Genomic DNA, 15711 nt, shown 5'->3' with positions numbered 1-15711 from the left:
GCTCCGAGATGGCGGGAGGTATGACCTGGATCGCGTTCACCGTAGAATGGCTACCATCCTTGCTGCCGACGCAGTTGGCTACAGCCGGCTGATTGGCAGAGACGAGGAAGGGACACTTGCCACCCTGCGGACGCATCGTCAGATCATTGACCGACTGATAGAGGAACATCAGGGACGGGTGTTCGGGAGCGCTGGGGACAGCGTCATCGCCGAGTTCGCAAGCCCCGTCGAGGCGCTTCGATGCGCCACTGAAATCCAGGTCCAAGTCGGCAGACAAAATGCTGAGCTGCCCGAGTCGAGCCGCCTGCGCTTTCGCATCGGCATCAATCTCGGCGATGTTGTCGTAGAGGGCGACAATCTCATGGGCGACGGTGTGAACGTCGCCGCCCGTCTGGAGGCGCTGTCACCTCCAGGTGGAATATGCATTTCGGAAGCGGTCTACACGCAGGCCCGCGATCGGCTCTCGCTCGAATTCGTCGATCTTGGCGAACAAAGGTTGAAGAACATCGCCCGGCCTGTGCACGCGTACCGCGTGCCTCTCGCTTCAGAGGAGCAGGTCACGTCGCCTTTTCGAGGTCTCAACCCCTTCGAGTTCGAAAACGCCGACCTCTTCTTTGGCCGAGCTCGGGCGACTGCTGCCTGCATCGAACGCCTGGAGCAGCAGGCCGCCAACGGCAAGGCATTCCTGCTCATCTATGGTATGAGCGGTTCCGGCAAGTCTTCTCTCCTTCGAGCAGGGCTGCTGCCTTCCATCACTCGAACCGGTGCAGCGGCTGGCATCAAGTTTTGGCGCCGCTGCCTAATCCGCCCTTCCGACGCCCCTGATGCGGTCGCCTCGCTGGCCGCTGGGCTGCTTCGCGAAGGCGCCCTGCCGGAGCTGGCTTGCGAACCGGCAGCGCTGGCTCAACTCTGTCGGAGTTCGCCTGATCGAGCTCTGGCGCTCGTCCGCCAGGCTCACGCCAAAGCGGCGGCCGCCGCAGGTTCAGCCTCCTCACAAGTGCGATTGGTAGTGGCGATCGATCAGATGGAGGAGCTGTTCACGACGGAGCCGGCATCGCGCGAAGTGCTAGTACGGCTCCTCGCGGCACTCGCCAGCAGCGGACTGGTCTGGGTGATCGCGACGATCCGATCGGATTTCTTTCATCGTTGCGGCGAGGTCCCCGGTTTCTGGGCACTCAAGGATGGCCTCGGCAGCTATGAACTCCTGCCGCCGACCGGCGCTGAGATCGCCCAGATCATCCGCGAGCCGGCACGCACCGCCAGGCTGCGCTACGAGGAGACAGCCGAACGGGGCCGGCTGGATGATGTCCTGCAGGAGGCAGCAGCTGCTGATCCTAGATCTTTGCCGCTTCTCGAATTTGTGCTCGACGCTCTGTACGATGCGGGGCGAGAGCGCCGGATCCTCACCTTTGCTGCGTATCAGGCACTTGGCGGCTTGGAAGGGGCGATCGCGCGCCGCGCTGACGAAGTCGTAGACGCTCTCCCGCCGGACATCCGGGAGGAGCTACCAGTCGTATTGCGTGCCCTCACCACGGTGCGCCCAAGCGATGAGGCAGTTGCGGCGCGTCCGGCCTTGCGCGCGGAAGTCACGGGCACGCCTCAACGATTGGCTCTCGTTGAGGCCTTGGTCGCCGCTCGCCTTCTCGTCAGTGATGAGGATGCCGCAGGCCACGTCTACGTGCGCGTGGCACACGAAGCTTTGTTGAGCCGCTGGCCGCGCGCTAGCGACATTGTCAATGCGAACCGGAGCTTCCTCGAGACCCGCGCTCGGGTCGCGGCTGACGCCAACCGCTGGCATGCCGACAACCGGAACCGGGAGCTTCTCCTGCCGTCCGGCAAGCGGCTCGCCGAGGGCGAGGAATTGCTGCAGTCGAGACGGGTAGAAGTCGACGATCAGATCGTCGACTACATTGAGACGTCTTCGCGTGCTGAGGCGGATAGAGACGAGAAGGACAGGCAGGCAGAGCGGGCACTCATCGAGGCGGCTGAAGCAGCAAAGCGCGAGCGCCTGGAGCGCGAGGCCGAGCGCCGCAGCCTTGCGGCCGCGGCTGCGAGCCGGCTCGCGCGACGCACGCGCTATGCGGCCATCGTCGCCACGGCGCTGGCCCTTATGGCCAGCGCAGGCGCGTTCTTCGGGTTCAGAGCACAACAGGCAGCAACACGGCAAGCCGAGTTGGCGATGGCCGCCAAAAAGGGGGCCCTTGAGGCGCGCGATCAGGCGCTGTGCAATCAGTCTCTTTCGCTTTCGTTTCTTTCGCAGCAGATCGCGGCGAGCGGCGATACGGAGGCCGCGATCCTGTTGGCGCTGGAGGCGCTGCCGAAGAGCGGATCGGGAGCCGCGCGGCCAAATCTCTTTGAAGCAGAGGCCGCACTTTTCAACGCTCTGTTGGCACACCGCCAAACGGCGGTGTTCAAACACGACGCCGGAGTGACGCAGGCAGCCTTCAATCGAACCGGCGATCGCATCGTCACTGCATCCTACGATAAGACCGCGCGCATTTGGGATGTCGCGAATGGTAAAGAGATTGCAATCCTGAAGGGCCACGAGGGACCTGTGGAGAGAGCCGGATTCAGTCCGGACGGACGCCGGGTCATTACAGCGGCAAGGGACGGGACCGCGCGCATCTGGGATGCCGACTCTGGAGCGCAGCTTTTTGTTCTTCAGCCGGTAGGCGGCTCCTTTCCTACAGCAGCCTTTGACCCTAGCGGCGAGCGCGTGCTGACCGCGGCCGGAAACAATCAGGCTTCGCTTTGGGACCCGCGAACTGGAACGAAGATCCTGAGCGTAGACAGCCGTGGAGACGGATTGGCTGGCTTCAGCCCGGATGGTCGCAGCTTTGCGACCTCAGAAGGACAGACCGTTTTCATCTGGAATGCGAAAGATGGCGCGCTGATCCATCAATGTTTTATTGGCAGCTTTGCATCCAAGCTCACATTCAGCCCGGATGGAAGTCGGCTGTTGGTAGGCACGTGGTACACAGTTTCATTTGACAGTGTCCCCGCGCTTTGGGACCCATCGAACGGAACCGAAATCGCAAGGCTCCTTGGCCACAAGAGCGACACCCAATTACAAGGCGCAACGTTCAGTCACGACGGCCGCCGAATTGCAACGGTATCACTCGATGGTAGCGCGCGTCTCTGGGACGGAAACTCTGGAGGGCTAATTGACGTGCTCGGCCAAGAGTCCCCGAACTTGAAACAGAGTGACGCCGGGGACGACCGTGATCAGGAAATGAACAGCGCTTTCAGCCCCGACGATCGCCTCCTGGCCACCGCTTCCATAAACGGTCCGTTACGCATTTGGGACGTCGGTCGAGCGTCGCTGTTCGCCACCATCGCTGGCCATCGTGCCTTGATCGAGCACCTTGAGTTCGACCCAGTCGGTAGCAATATTCTTCTCACGGCTTCACATGATGGCACCGCTCGCCTCTGGGACGTCGACGGAATTCTGACGACTACCCTGTCCAACGCAAATCGTCCCACCTTCGCGGTGTTCAGTCCCGACAATATGCATCTTCTGACTGGAGGCGGGGACAGCGCTGTGCACCTTTGGGATGTGGTAACCGGTCGCAAGCTGGCCGACCTCGATACGCACGAAATCGTCCAGAACGCAATGTTCAGCCCCGATGGAAGTCGCATTGCAACTGCATCCCTCGCGGGCCGAGTCCTCATCTTGGACGTCGCGAGCAGGAGCGAGATCGCACGGCTCAAATTTCCAGGCGGGCTGTTTCAAATTCAGTTCAGTCCGAAAGGAGACCTCCTGGAGGCGAGTTCGACCGACGGCACCGCGCGGTTGTGGAATGCGGCGACTGGCGCCGAGGTCTCCACTATCCAAACAAGTGCGCAGGTTGTTTTCGACCCGGACGGCGATCTCGTCCTCGCCGCGACCAGCGACAACGCCGCGCACCTGTTGAAAACGGACGGGACCGAACTGAAGAAACTGGTCGGGCATGAGGGTCGAATAACCGGGGCAACGTTCAGTCCGGACGGGCAACTGGTCGCCACGGCCTCGCTCGACCACAGCGCGCGGATCTGGACAGTCAAGGACGGGAGCACCCTCGCCATCCTGAGTGGTCACCGCGATGAGCTCACCGAAGTCGAGTTCAGCTCGGATGGTCAGTCGCTTCTGACTGCCTCACGCGACGGCACCGCACGAATCTGGAGCGTCCTGGACAGAAAGGAAAGGGTCGTTCTCAGGGGGCACACCGGCGCAGCGACCAGTGCGCAATTCAGTCCTAACGGGCACTATGTCCTGACAGCCTCAACTCAGGACGGCACGGCCCGGCTCTGGGACGCGCGGACAGGACGCGAGATGGCAGTGCTTGCCAGTTCGAAGGATGAGCACAAGCGGCCGGCACCGATACGCGCGGCCTTCAATTCAGATGGAACGAGGGTCGTGATCGTGCCCTATGATGAAGACGTTCGCCTCATACGGGTTTTTCAGACACCCGAAGATCTCATCGATTTCGCGAAGCAAACTGTTCCACGCGAACTGACCGCGTGCGAACGGCGTCGCTTCTTCCTTCCCGTGGAAAGCGACCTTGGTGATTGTCCAAGCTGATGTCGCCCAAAGTCCATGGCCGGTGACGCTATCTCGACTGCTACGCCGTAGCCGCCGCAATCGCACTGCTTCCATAGTTTTGCGGGGGGAGCAGTACGCGAGTGGCCGCGCTACTTCCCTCGCTTTTCGATCTTTAGGTTTGGGAGGTCGGGTCGCTTGGATTCCACCCCGGTCTCCTTCAAGGCCGTGTATTCCACTTTTTGAGTTTTGAGTAGCTTCTCTGTTTTGGCGCGCTCCTTGTTGAGAGCGTTCTGACCTTTGACCTTGGGCATCCGTCCTCCATTTGGTTCACTGTCGTTCGCCAGAAAATATTATTGCCAGCGATATCGCGCGAGATGTCAGCTCTGAGGCCGCGGCAGAGGCCTCCGAGGGCGTTATGGGGGGAAAGAAATGCGCCCTTCCCTGCCCCACAATGCGACGCCGATTTCACGCCCCTGCCTGCGATCGCGACGACTGAAATGGGGCCGTTTGCGGACTGTCCGTTTTCGGGATGGCGAGATTAGAAAGCGGATCGACGCGTATCGCGGACCGCAACGCGCCAGCGCCGGAGATAGCGCCTGATGATCTTCAGTTGCTCTGTATGTGCGACTGGAATGCACTATCGCCCGGTTGGGTGGCAGGGCAACTTGCTAGCCGCCCTGCCACCTGGAAGAACAGTCATCGACGCGGCCGGCTCAGCCCGCTTTGCTGAGTTGGAGTTCGTCGCTAAGCGCGCGCTCGTTGGGATCGATCGGACCCAGGTTCTTGACGACCCGGAATCGACCGCCCTGCGCCTGCGCGATGTACATGTTCATGCGAACATGGTGCTGGCCGGGGACCATTTCGGCCGGGCCACCTGGTCCCTCGCTGATCCGCGAGTGATCGAGCGCCCGGATGACCGTATCACGCTCGACCGTGCCGGCCTCATTGACAGCCGCTTCCCACATCTTGATCGCCCGGTAGTGGCCGGTGCAGCCGCTGCCCGCGGTCAACATGGCGCTGCCGGGGAAACGGTCCTGGTAGCGACGCAAGAGCGCGCGGCCAAACGGATCCTCGAGTTCCCGATAGTAGTCGAGGCAGCTGTAGAGGCCCTCGATCTGCTCGGACGGCACGAGATTGAAGAAGTTCTCGTCGAAGTAGGTGCAGATGATCTTGCCGCCCCGCTTGCCGAAACCGGCCTTGTGCAGTTCTTCGAGGAACGGAGTCAAGCCCGGCGGGACGAGGGTGTTGAAAACCACGTCGGTGCCGCTCGCCATGATCTGCTCGACCGTCCGCCGGAAATCGACTGTATCGAGCGGGAAATACTCCTCGCCGACGACCTCGCCGCCATTGGCGCGCACCACCCGGCTCGCGGCCTTGTTCAGCAGATGGGGCCAGATGTAGTCGGCAGAAGGCAGGTAGAACTTCTTCGCCCCGGTGCTCTTCATGAACCAAGGGATCAGCGGCTCGACCTGCTGCGCGGGCACTGGACCCGTACAGAAGATCAGGGGATCGTTTTCCTGTCCCTCGTACTGCTCGGTGTAGATGTAGAGCGTCCTGCCGCGTGCGACCGCTTCGCTCTTGATGGCCTGGCGGGTCGAGCTGTAGATGCCGCCGACGACCAGATCGACCTTGTCGACATCTATCAATTTCGCAGTCCTTGCCTTGGCGGCGCTGTCGTTGGTCTCGCCATCCTCGATGACAAGCTCCAGCGGCCGGCCGAGCAAACCGCCTTTGGCATTGATGTCGTCGACGAGCATGGTGGTGAGGTTTGCGTTGGCGATGCCCATGAAGGACAAGGGGCCGGTGAGTTCGGCGACAAGGCCGATCTTGATGGGTTTCGGATCCATTTGATTTCTCCAAATCTGGGGGTTCGTCGGGGGGGCGCCGCCGACGGACGGCAGGCGGCGCGCAGTGCGGGATCTCAGGCCTCGTAGTGGCCGAGCAGCAGTGCCGCCTGCGGCTTGCCGACGTGGCCGGCTTCCTGCAGGATCGCGGGCACCTCCGGATCCGACACGAAATTCTTCCAGCCCTCGGCGTCCCAGTCGAAGATCGCCCAGACGCGGTCGGGCTCGCTGGGGTCGCGGAAGACGGTTGCGCCGTTCGAGCCGTGCAGCCGGCGCTTGTCGGCGCCCTTGGTCGAAAAGATGCGGATGAAGCGGTCGACGTCCGCCACCTTGGTCGTTGCGAGAAGCATCTGATTTCCTCCTGTCGGTCGCGGCCACCATCGGTCCGTCGACAGGATCACGATGCGCGCCCCGGAGCGGGCGCACATGGGGTGTATTCCCTATGCCTGCGTCTCGCCCGGCCGGACAAGGCCATGCTCGACCGCGTAGAGTGCCGCGGCGGCGCGGGTGGTCACGCCGATCTTGGCATAGACGCTCTGGATATGGTGGTCCGCCGTCTTGGGCGAGATATCCAGCTTGCGCGCCGCTTCCTTCGCGGTAAGGCCGGCGGCGATCAGGCGCAGCACCTCGATCTCACGCGGCGTCATTCCGGCCAGCGGCCGGGGCGGCGCCCGGCGCGACGGCTGTCCGGCGAAGGACAGCACGGCCTCGGCGGCATCGGGGCAGATACAGCCCTCGCGAACGGCGGCGCGCAACTGCGTGGCCGCCGCCTCGCTGGACAACGCCTTGCGGTGCGGACGTTCCTCTCGCGACGTCTGGAAGGCTTCGGCGGCGGCCAGGATTCTTGCCGCCGGGGACAGGTCGGAGCCGTGGACCTTACGGTGATAGCCCGAACCGTCCAGGCGTTCGTGATGGCGAAGCACGAGGGCGGCCATCGCCTCGCCCTCGCGGCCGAACGAGGCCAGCGCCCGCTCGCCATAATAGGCGTGCAACTGCGCCGCGTCGCGCTCGCGCACCGACAGCGGACCGTTGCGCATCCAGGTCGCCACCGGCACCACGAGTTCGCCTATGTCATGGATGCAGCCCGACCAGCGCAGCGCGCGGACGTCAGGGTCGGGCAGCCCGATCCGTTTCCCCGCACCCGTGGCCAGTTCCGACACCATCCTCGAATGGCCCTGCGTAAACGGCATGCGCATGTCGATCATGTCGGCGATGGCGAGGAACGCCTCATCGCAAGCCTCCTCATCCAGCGTCACCGGCGGATCGGGCTCAAGCGCCAAAATGGTCGCGCGGTCGACTGTCGCGCCGATGCCCTCCATCAGCGTCGGCGCGTTGGCCGAGACGAGCCGGGCCAGTTCCGCTTCATATGGGCCATCGCCGCGACTGGCGATGGTTTCGGCCATCCCTTCGATACCGACGGCATCGCAGAGCGCAATGGCATCCTGTGCCAATGTGATCAGGCGCACGGCTGGCAGGACATCCTCGCCGCTCAGCCCGCGCGGCAGGCCCTTGCCGTCCCAGCGTTCGTAGATTTGTCCAAGATTGCGTCGCATCTCCTCCGACAGGCCCAGCCGCTCGCCGATCCGTTGCGCGACCTCGCAATGCGCGGTCAGGACCGGGCGGGCCACGGCGATCGCCTGCGATAGCCCAGCCTCGATCGCCTTGGCCTGCGCGTCGGGCTCAAGATCGTAGTAGAGCCGCTTGAAAGCCTGGACGAAGACCCTGCCCAGCTCCGCCCGGTTGCCCATATCGAGACCGACAAGATCCTGGCGGAGCGCAATTTCGTCGCCGAAGGTGGCCGACAGGAGGTCCGTGTCCGCGTTGCAACCGACATAGCGGAGCATAGACTGGTGGTAGGCATTGCGCCGATCCTGCTCGGAAACGCCCGCAAGATCGGCAATCCGCATCGCAAGCACGCAGGATTTCAGTGCAAAGTCGCGAGAATGGCCGGTGGCAAGGTCCGAAGCATAAGCGAGGACCATCATGAAATCCGCCCGGCGGATCGAGACGTCTGTCATCGCCCACTCCCAGTCGCTCTACGCTAGCCCCGCCAGCCGTTAATGCCTAGGGAAAAATCCCAACCCTGGTTGTGCTATCCGGCGAGAAACAGAATGTTCCGTTTGGGGCCGGGAGCCGTCGGTCTGCTTCGGATCAGCGGCTGGCCAAAGCCGACGTAGCTTGTCGGAAGCTCGCGAGCAAATGCCGGCTTCCTGATTTCCACGCCCGGAAGCGAACCGTCACAAATCCGCCATCTCAGGCATCACCTTGCAGACGGCCGGTTCGCCTTTTCGACGGCATAGGGTGTATGGAGCACCCGACGCCTTCCCTACCTCTGAAAATGCCCCAACCCGTTCTCATTGAGATAGTCCACCGTCATCACCCGCGCGCGAATGCCGCCGGGGGAACCAACGAACTTCACCGATGACAGCGAGCCGGTCGGCGCGTTCTCTCCGCGGGGCGTGAGAGCGTAGGTGTCGCCGTCCCAGTGCTCGAGCGTGAACTGCATGGGCTTGGGGCCGAGTTCGAGCATCAGCTTGTCGCCATCCGCCCGCACGGTGGCGGTGTCGAAATAGTTGCTCGTATATTGGCCCTCGTAGAAGGATGGACTGCGCGCCTTGGCGGGGTTCGTCGGCTTGACCTTGCCGGCGAGGTCGCCCACCGGCTTGTAGTAGGCCATGAACCGCGGCTTGATGTAGGGATACCAGTCGCGGGTGACCTGGCCATATTGCACGATATCCATGAAGCTGGCGGCGACCGCCTCGGCGGCGCCGACGGGGGAGCCGTTGGTGAGCACGACGATGCCGACATCGGCCGAGGGCAAGATCTGGAAGGTGGTGCCGGCGCCGAGCAGGAAGGCGCCGGAATGGCCCATGGTGGTGCGCCCATTGGCGTTCACCCCCACATTGAAGCCATAGCCATAGGAGCTGGCCCGCGTATCGGGCGTCTCGCCGCGGTAGGTCACGCTCTGAGGTGTGATGGCGGGCTGCAGGATCTTCGGGTCGATCATGGGCTGGCCGCCATAGGTGCCGTCGCCAAGCAGCAGGATCATCCACTTGGCAAGATCCTGGGCGCTGGAGGAGACGCCGCCCGCCGGCGCCTGCTGGTCGGGGTCGCGGTCATAGAGCGGCTCGAACACATTCTCCGCCACGCGCGCATGCAGCAGGGCGCGGTTCTTGCCGGCGGCAATGAAGTCCTCGTGCCGATAGCTGCTCGAGCGCATGCCGAGCGGATCGAACAACAGGCTCTCGGCCAGCGGCTCCCAAGGCTGTTTCTCGGCGTGGGCCACTGCCTCGGCGCCGATCGTCGTGCCAAAATTGGCGTAGTGATAGGAGATGCGGAAGGGATCGAGGGGCACCATCCACAGGCTCCCGACGATCTGCTTGCGCTGGAAGCCGAGATCCTCGAGTTCGTCGCCCGCCGCCATCGGCAGGCCCGAGCGATGGGCGAAGAAATCGCCGATGGTGGCGTTGCCCGAGACATAGTCGAGATTGAGGCGAAAGCCGTCCCAGACCTTGCCGACCGGGGTATCCCAGTCGAAGCTGTGGTCCTTCGTCATGGCGATCGCGGCCACCGTGGCCGAGATCGACTTCGACACCGAGGCGACCTGGAAAATGGTGGTGCTGCTGACCTTAGAAGTGTCGTCCCGGTTGTCGCGAAGGCCATAGCCCTCGTCAAAGATCATTTTGCCGCCATGCACCACCGCCACGGCGAAGCCGGGAACGTCGGATGCTTCCTTGACTTTCTTGACGATGTCCGGCAGCGCGGCCAGCGCCTTCTCGACACCGCCGGGATACAGCTCCACAGCATCCTGCGGCGGCGATGGCCCAAGCTCCGGCACGTAGGACTGCGCGGCTGCCACGGCGGGTAGCATGGCTACGAGGGAAAGCACCAGGAGAGCAGCGGCCTTCTTCATTGCATGTCCTCAAACCTGCACGGCAGATGATCGGATCATACGCGGCAAGATGAAAGATGGTTACAGCTATTTTCTACTGATATGTTCCAAAGATCAGGCAGAGACGGCGGCTGCGCGCATGTGATTTCGGGACCTGGTGAAGTAGCCGCGTTACACACGCGGGCGGCAATTGGATGAGACTGCGCGGGAGAACGTCAAGTTCCAAGCCCGGGCGGCAAATGGCGTCTACTCAGGAGTTGTTCGCCAACGGGCGGGCGGCCAACCAGAAAGTCATCGAAGCCAATTATATGGCCCATCGCGAGGCCCTATGGCCTGCTGCACGGGGTCCGATGGCCGAGAGGCCCGGACGCTTCCTTCCAAGGCCAGACGGCCTACTGGCGGCCGTATTTCTTGAACGTCGCGTTCCAGTCGGCTGCCAGCGCGTCAAGCGTTTCCTTGGCCGTGCCGGATTCACCGGTCACATAAGGATAGACGCGCTGGTTGAATTGTAGCAGCAGTTCGGCATTCTCGGGAACCGCCCAGAAATCCTTCACCTTGAACATGGTCTCGTGGAAGGCCTTGTTGTAGGGCGTGGCGTTCTGGAACTCATCCGATTTCAGTACGGCTGCGCTGCAGGTGTAGCCGCCGAGCGCTGCCCATTTCTTCTGGGTCTCATCCTTGATGAACCATTCCAGGAACTTCAGGGATTCTGCCTGCTTCGCTGAGTAGGAGACGATCGAGATGCCCTGCCCGCCAAGCGCGGCGAACTGGTCGCCGTTCGGCCCTGCCGGGTTGGCGAAGAAGCCGGTGTTCTTGGCGTTGGGATTGCTCGCTTCGTTGATCAGTGATGGGAAGAACGCGAAAAAGTTCATGCTCATCGCGGCCAGGTTTTCGGTGATCGCCTGGTTGTCGTCGATGAAATTGGCGTTGGCCCAGCCCGGAGGCGTGAACTTGTAGAGTTCCTTGTAGGCTTCGAGCGCGGCGATCGCCTTATCGGAGTTGATGATGCCGTCGACCTTGTACGTCGAATAGTCGCCAAGCTCGCCGCCATAGGAGAAGAGCAAGCTTTCGAAGCCGCCTGCCAGCCCGTCGTGGACATTGTCGGTGTAGATGGCGACGCCGTATTTCTTCTGATCGGGACGGTAGAAGAACTCGGCGATGTCGCGCAGCGCCTTGAAATCCTTCGGCACGCCGAGGTCGTAGCCGTACTTGGCCTTGAACGCTTCCATTTCCTTCGGGTCTTCGAACCAGTCTTTGCGGTAGGACCAGCCCATGGCGTCGCCTTCGAGCGGGATCGCCCAATACTTGCCGCTGTTGCCGGGATATTCCGCGTAGACTTTCACCGTCGCGGGGGCCATCAGTTTGGCTATATCGTGCTTGGCGAAGAAGTCGGTGAGGTCGACATAGTGGCCGCCGGTCGAGCCGGCGCCGAGCCACTGCGAGTCGCCGACGACCATGTCATAGGCGTCGCCCCTGGCGTTGAACTCGGCAAAGGCCTTGGTTTCGAATCCCGGCCAGGCCGTCGTTTCAATAGTTACCTTGACGCCGGTTTCCTTCTCATACTCGTTGACGAGTTCCTGAAGGTAATTCGCCGGGTCCCATTCCGCCCAAAAGATAGTGAGCTCTTCTGCCGAAACCGATCCACTCGCAAATGTCATGGCGGCGCCCACCAACAGACCAGCCCACGTTTGCATATCGCTTCTCCTTCCACGGCGACGTCGTCCAACTAGGAATTTGCGTATCGGATGCAATGCTTCACCCGCGTTCCGTCGAATGCGAAAGCATTCGGAGCAGGCCTTTGGACTCTACGAGATCAGGCGTGTCAAACCCCTCGGTGAAGCTGGCGTGGACTGGCGCAAGAATATGCCGCGCCTTGTCATTGCGGCCTTGGCCGGCATAGAGGCGGGTGAGCCGAAGCGCGGCCCTCAGTTCAGAGGATTTCGCGCCTTGATCGCGGGCCGCCGTGAGAGATTGCTGGAACCAGCTTTCGGCGGCTTCATCGGTTGGGTCCAGCACTGAAACCAACTCACCCCTTGTGCGCAATAACTCTGGTAGCTGATACTTCGAGGTCGATTTGCCCAGAGTGTCGAAGGCCTGCGCCAGGAGGGCAAGGCCTTCGCTTGCATCGCCGCGCTCGCCGCAGTTACGCGCAAGAATGCAAAGGTAGTAGGCCATGCCCATATCCGCGCCAGTCGCGGCGATACCCGCAATTCCCAGGCGCATTTGGCGAATGCCTTCCTCCAACTGCCCCAGACCGGCGAGCGCCCAGCCGAAATACACACGAGCCTGGCCAAGCAGCAATGGCATGACGAATTCATCACACAGAGTGATAGCTTTCTTCGCCCATTGAAGGGCTTCGGCGGGCTCGCGCCGCATCAGGTGGACCAAGCAGAAACTTAGCTGCGCTTGTGCTGTGGTGACCGGATGCGAGTCTCGCTCGGCTAGCGCCATTGCATCGCGTGAGCGTAGGATCGCCTGGACCGAATGGCCGCGCATGAAGAGCATCTGTGCGGAAAACGCCCTACAGCATACGCCGGGGTCGTGTCCGGCGTAGCCCCAGGCAAGGTGACGATGTCGCTCGTAATCATAAGTGGCCAGGCCATGGCTTGCATGACGTTCGCTCGCGTCGTAGTCACCGAGGTAATAGTAGATTCCCCAGAGTTGGTGATGTGCTTCGAGGATGTACCCCGAATCATCGGACACTTGCGCGAGTTCCAATCCGAGCGATTGGCATTGGTGGCCCAGCATCTCGGCAGCGCGCAGGTTGCCTGAAATGGTCTGGTAGGAGCTCTCGCCGCGCATCGCAGCGAATATTTGCGGCTTGTCGCGTAGCGTATCGGCAAGCCTCCGCGCGCTCGAAAAGGCCTGAAGGACCTCTGGTGCTCCCCAGCCCTTGGCTGCAATCATTGCCGTTCCCGTTGCGCTTTCAAGCGAAAGCTCCAGTCGCAGGCGGTCCTCAGATCCGGGCAATGATCCGACCAGCTCGAGCCCCTTGCGGAGGTGGGAGGCCGCCTCGAGATTGGCAGATCGCTTGAGCGCGAGCTGCCCTGCCTTGAGCCAATAAACGGCAGCCTGATAATTCACGCCGGCGACGGTATAGTGATGCGCAAGCGTTTCAGGTTCTGTCGCGACAACTTCCTGGAATTGCGCCTCCAGCGTCGCGGCGATCTTGGCATGAATCTGTTGCCGACGGCTTTTCAGCAGGCTCTGATAGGCTGCATCCCGTACGAGCGCATGCTTGAACGTATAGGTCGCCTCTGGAGGAACGCCTCGCCGAAAAACGAGCTCGGATTCTTCCAACTGCGGCATGACGTCTTGCAGACGGGTTTCGGCGGGGTCCGTTACGGCAGCCAGCAGCCGGTGATGGAAGCCGCGGCCAATGCAGGCGCCGATTTGAGCGACTTCTTTGACCGGCCCCAGCCGGTCCAGGCGAGACATCAAAGAATCCTGAAGGGTCGACGGAATCGCAAGAGGAGGCAGAGGACCTGAGAGCACGTAGTGGTCGCCCGCGTCGACAAGCAGACCGGAGTCGAGCACGGTCTTGGTCAGCTCCTCAACGAACAACGGAACGCCTTCGGTTTTGGCCAGAATCTCGCTGGCTACCTCCGGCGGCATGGTCTTTCCACCCGCTACGCGATCCATGATCGCTGCTCCTTGACCGAGTCCGAGGCGATCAAGCGAGAGCGCGGTTACATGCGATAACTGAATCCAACGCGGCTGAAACTCAGGTCGAAAGGTTACAATCAGGAGTGCCCGCATGTTCCGCAGGCGATCAATCAGCATATCCAGCCACTCGCCGGTCGTCGGATCGATCCAGTGCGCATCCTCGACAAGGACGATAGTGGGCTCACGCACGGCCAGCGCCTCGATTTGTTGGACGAGGGCGGCCAAAGTACGGGCCTTTTGGGCTAGCGGTGGCAGCCTGGTCGACGAGTATCGACCGGTCGTGTCGATCGACAGCAGTGTCGCCAACAGCGGAATTGCTTCCGCCACGTCCGGAACGATCCCGCGAAGCAGGGCCTCCAGCTTGTCGAGCTTGGTGTCCGTGGTGTCGTTGCGATCCAGTCCAGCCGCCCGTTCGACCTGCGTGGTCACGGGATGGAGCGCGCTGTTGATATGATAGGGCGAGCAAAAATAGCGTAGCCGCGGAGGGGGCTCGGCGCTCAATCGATCGACCATCGCCGCGATAATCCGGGACTTGCCAATACCCGGCTCTCCAGACAGCAGCACCACTCGGCCATCCCCGGCGCAGGCCCGGTGCCACTGGTCAACCAGAAACTCGAGTTCCTGGTCCCGCCCAACAATCGGCGTCACAATGTCCTGCCTCGCCTCGAAACGACTCTCTGCCGCTGTCTCGCCGACAATGCGCCAGGTGCGGACCGGCTTTGCGAAGCCCTTTAGCTCCCCGCGACCGAGATTGACCATATCGAATAGACCGGCCACCAGTCGTTGCGTGCCGTCAGCTACAACAACGCTGCCCGGCTCGGCGAGCGCTTGCAGCCTCGCAGCCAGGTTAGGCGTGTCGCCCACAACGGCCTCCTCCTTTGCCGATCCTTCGCCAACGAGATCGCCGACAACGACCAGTCCCGTCGCGATGCCAATGCGGGCAGCCAGCGGTTCGCCTCCCGGCGCTGTAAGTCGGGCCGTTGCTGCGGCGGCGGCCATGCCCGAGCGAACCGCTCGTTCGGCATCGTCCTCGTGCGCCTGCGGCCAACCGAAATAGGCCAGCACCCCATCGCCCATGAGCTTGGCTACTCGCCCTTCGTAACGGGAGATCTCTTCCGACACTGCGATCTGATAAGCGCGAATAACCTCCCGCATGTCCTCCGGGTCGAGACGCTGCGACAACTCGGTCGAGCTGACGAGGTCCACGAACATGACTGTTAATTGGCGCCGTTCGGCGTGCGGTGGCCGCGCGTCACCATGCTCGGGCGACCTTGCCGGCGCACTCCCGCGGTCGCGCGAGGATGCTTTGATCAGTAACGGGCCGGATGTGTCTCCGAATGAAGCCACAGCGGCAAGCAGCCGGCGCCGGTGACCGACCGATGTGATCCCGAGTGCTATCAGATCCTCCGCCGTTAGCTGAGGAAGCATCTCGGATTCAATGTCATTGTCGCGGAAGACCGGAGCGTATCGCTCCAGTCCCAGGCTACTCAGCCATGCCGCGATGTCCACGTCCTTCTCCCAACCAAGCACTAAGGGTGCTGTGTGGAACCATATCCCAAATTGGAAGGGGAGTCGTCACACCCTCGGGAACCAGGCGAATGTCAGTTACGGGTCCCCGGACATCATGCCGTCTGAGCTGTCTGTCTGTTTTCGGGAAACGACCCAGGAGGCCTCAATGTCGGATATTGCTGAAGGGTTTCGGGTGCCGTCAGGCGTACGAAAGTCTCTGATGCAGGAACCCGCGGGCCGCAGGCGGTGAGCTATGGGGATTTGTGTTTCGGGGTGTG

General features: G+C 62.2%; 7 protein-coding genes. 1 reads left to right on the top strand and 6 read right to left on the bottom strand.

Annotated features, from left to right (window positions below; all coding sequences use genetic code 11):
- Positions 1–46: 46 nt before the first annotated feature.
- Positions 47–4561 (top strand): nSTAND1 domain-containing NTPase, encoded by a 4515-nt coding sequence (locus tag NKJ15_RS31475; RefSeq protein ID WP_352819585.1) that lies wholly within the window; start codon positions 47–49, stop codon positions 4559–4561.
- Between the two features lie 674 nt (positions 4562–5235).
- Here the strand turns inward: NKJ15_RS31475 and NKJ15_RS31470 are convergent.
- The 6 genes from NKJ15_RS31470 to NKJ15_RS31445 all read right to left on the bottom strand — a co-directional run bounded on the left by NKJ15_RS31470 (position 5236) and on the right by NKJ15_RS31445 (position 15433).
- Entirely contained in the window at positions 5236–6369 is a 1134-nt protein-coding gene (locus tag NKJ15_RS31470; protein ID WP_352540681.1) for a substrate-binding protein, read from the bottom strand.
- Between the two features lie 74 nt (positions 6370–6443).
- Positions 6444–6716, bottom strand: coding sequence for a hypothetical protein (locus tag NKJ15_RS31465; protein WP_091581466.1), 273 nt, complete (start codon positions 6714–6716; stop codon positions 6444–6446).
- Between the two features lie 90 nt (positions 6717–6806).
- Entirely contained in the window at positions 6807–8384 is a 1578-nt protein-coding gene (locus NKJ15_RS31460) for an HD domain-containing phosphohydrolase (protein ID WP_352540680.1), read from the bottom strand.
- A gap of 308 nt (positions 8385–8692) precedes the next feature.
- Entirely contained in the window at positions 8693–10279 is a 1587-nt protein-coding gene (locus NKJ15_RS31455) for a serine hydrolase (RefSeq protein ID WP_352819583.1), read from the bottom strand.
- 371 nt (positions 10280–10650) lie between these two features.
- Positions 10651–11916: an ABC transporter substrate-binding protein gene (locus tag NKJ15_RS31450; RefSeq protein ID WP_502893831.1), complete on the bottom strand. Its 1266-nt coding sequence runs from the start codon at positions 11914–11916 to the stop codon at positions 10651–10653.
- A gap of 97 nt (positions 11917–12013) precedes the next feature.
- Positions 12014–15433, bottom strand: coding sequence for an adenylate/guanylate cyclase domain-containing protein (locus NKJ15_RS31445; RefSeq protein WP_352819581.1), 3420 nt, complete (start codon positions 15431–15433; stop codon positions 12014–12016).
- Positions 15434–15711 lie beyond the last annotated feature (278 nt).

Source organism: Mesorhizobium sp. M0207 (assembly GCF_040321995.1).
In the GTDB taxonomy this organism is placed as follows: Bacteria; Pseudomonadota; Alphaproteobacteria; order Rhizobiales; family Rhizobiaceae; genus Mesorhizobium.
This window is presented reverse-complemented; position numbering and strand designations above follow the sequence as displayed.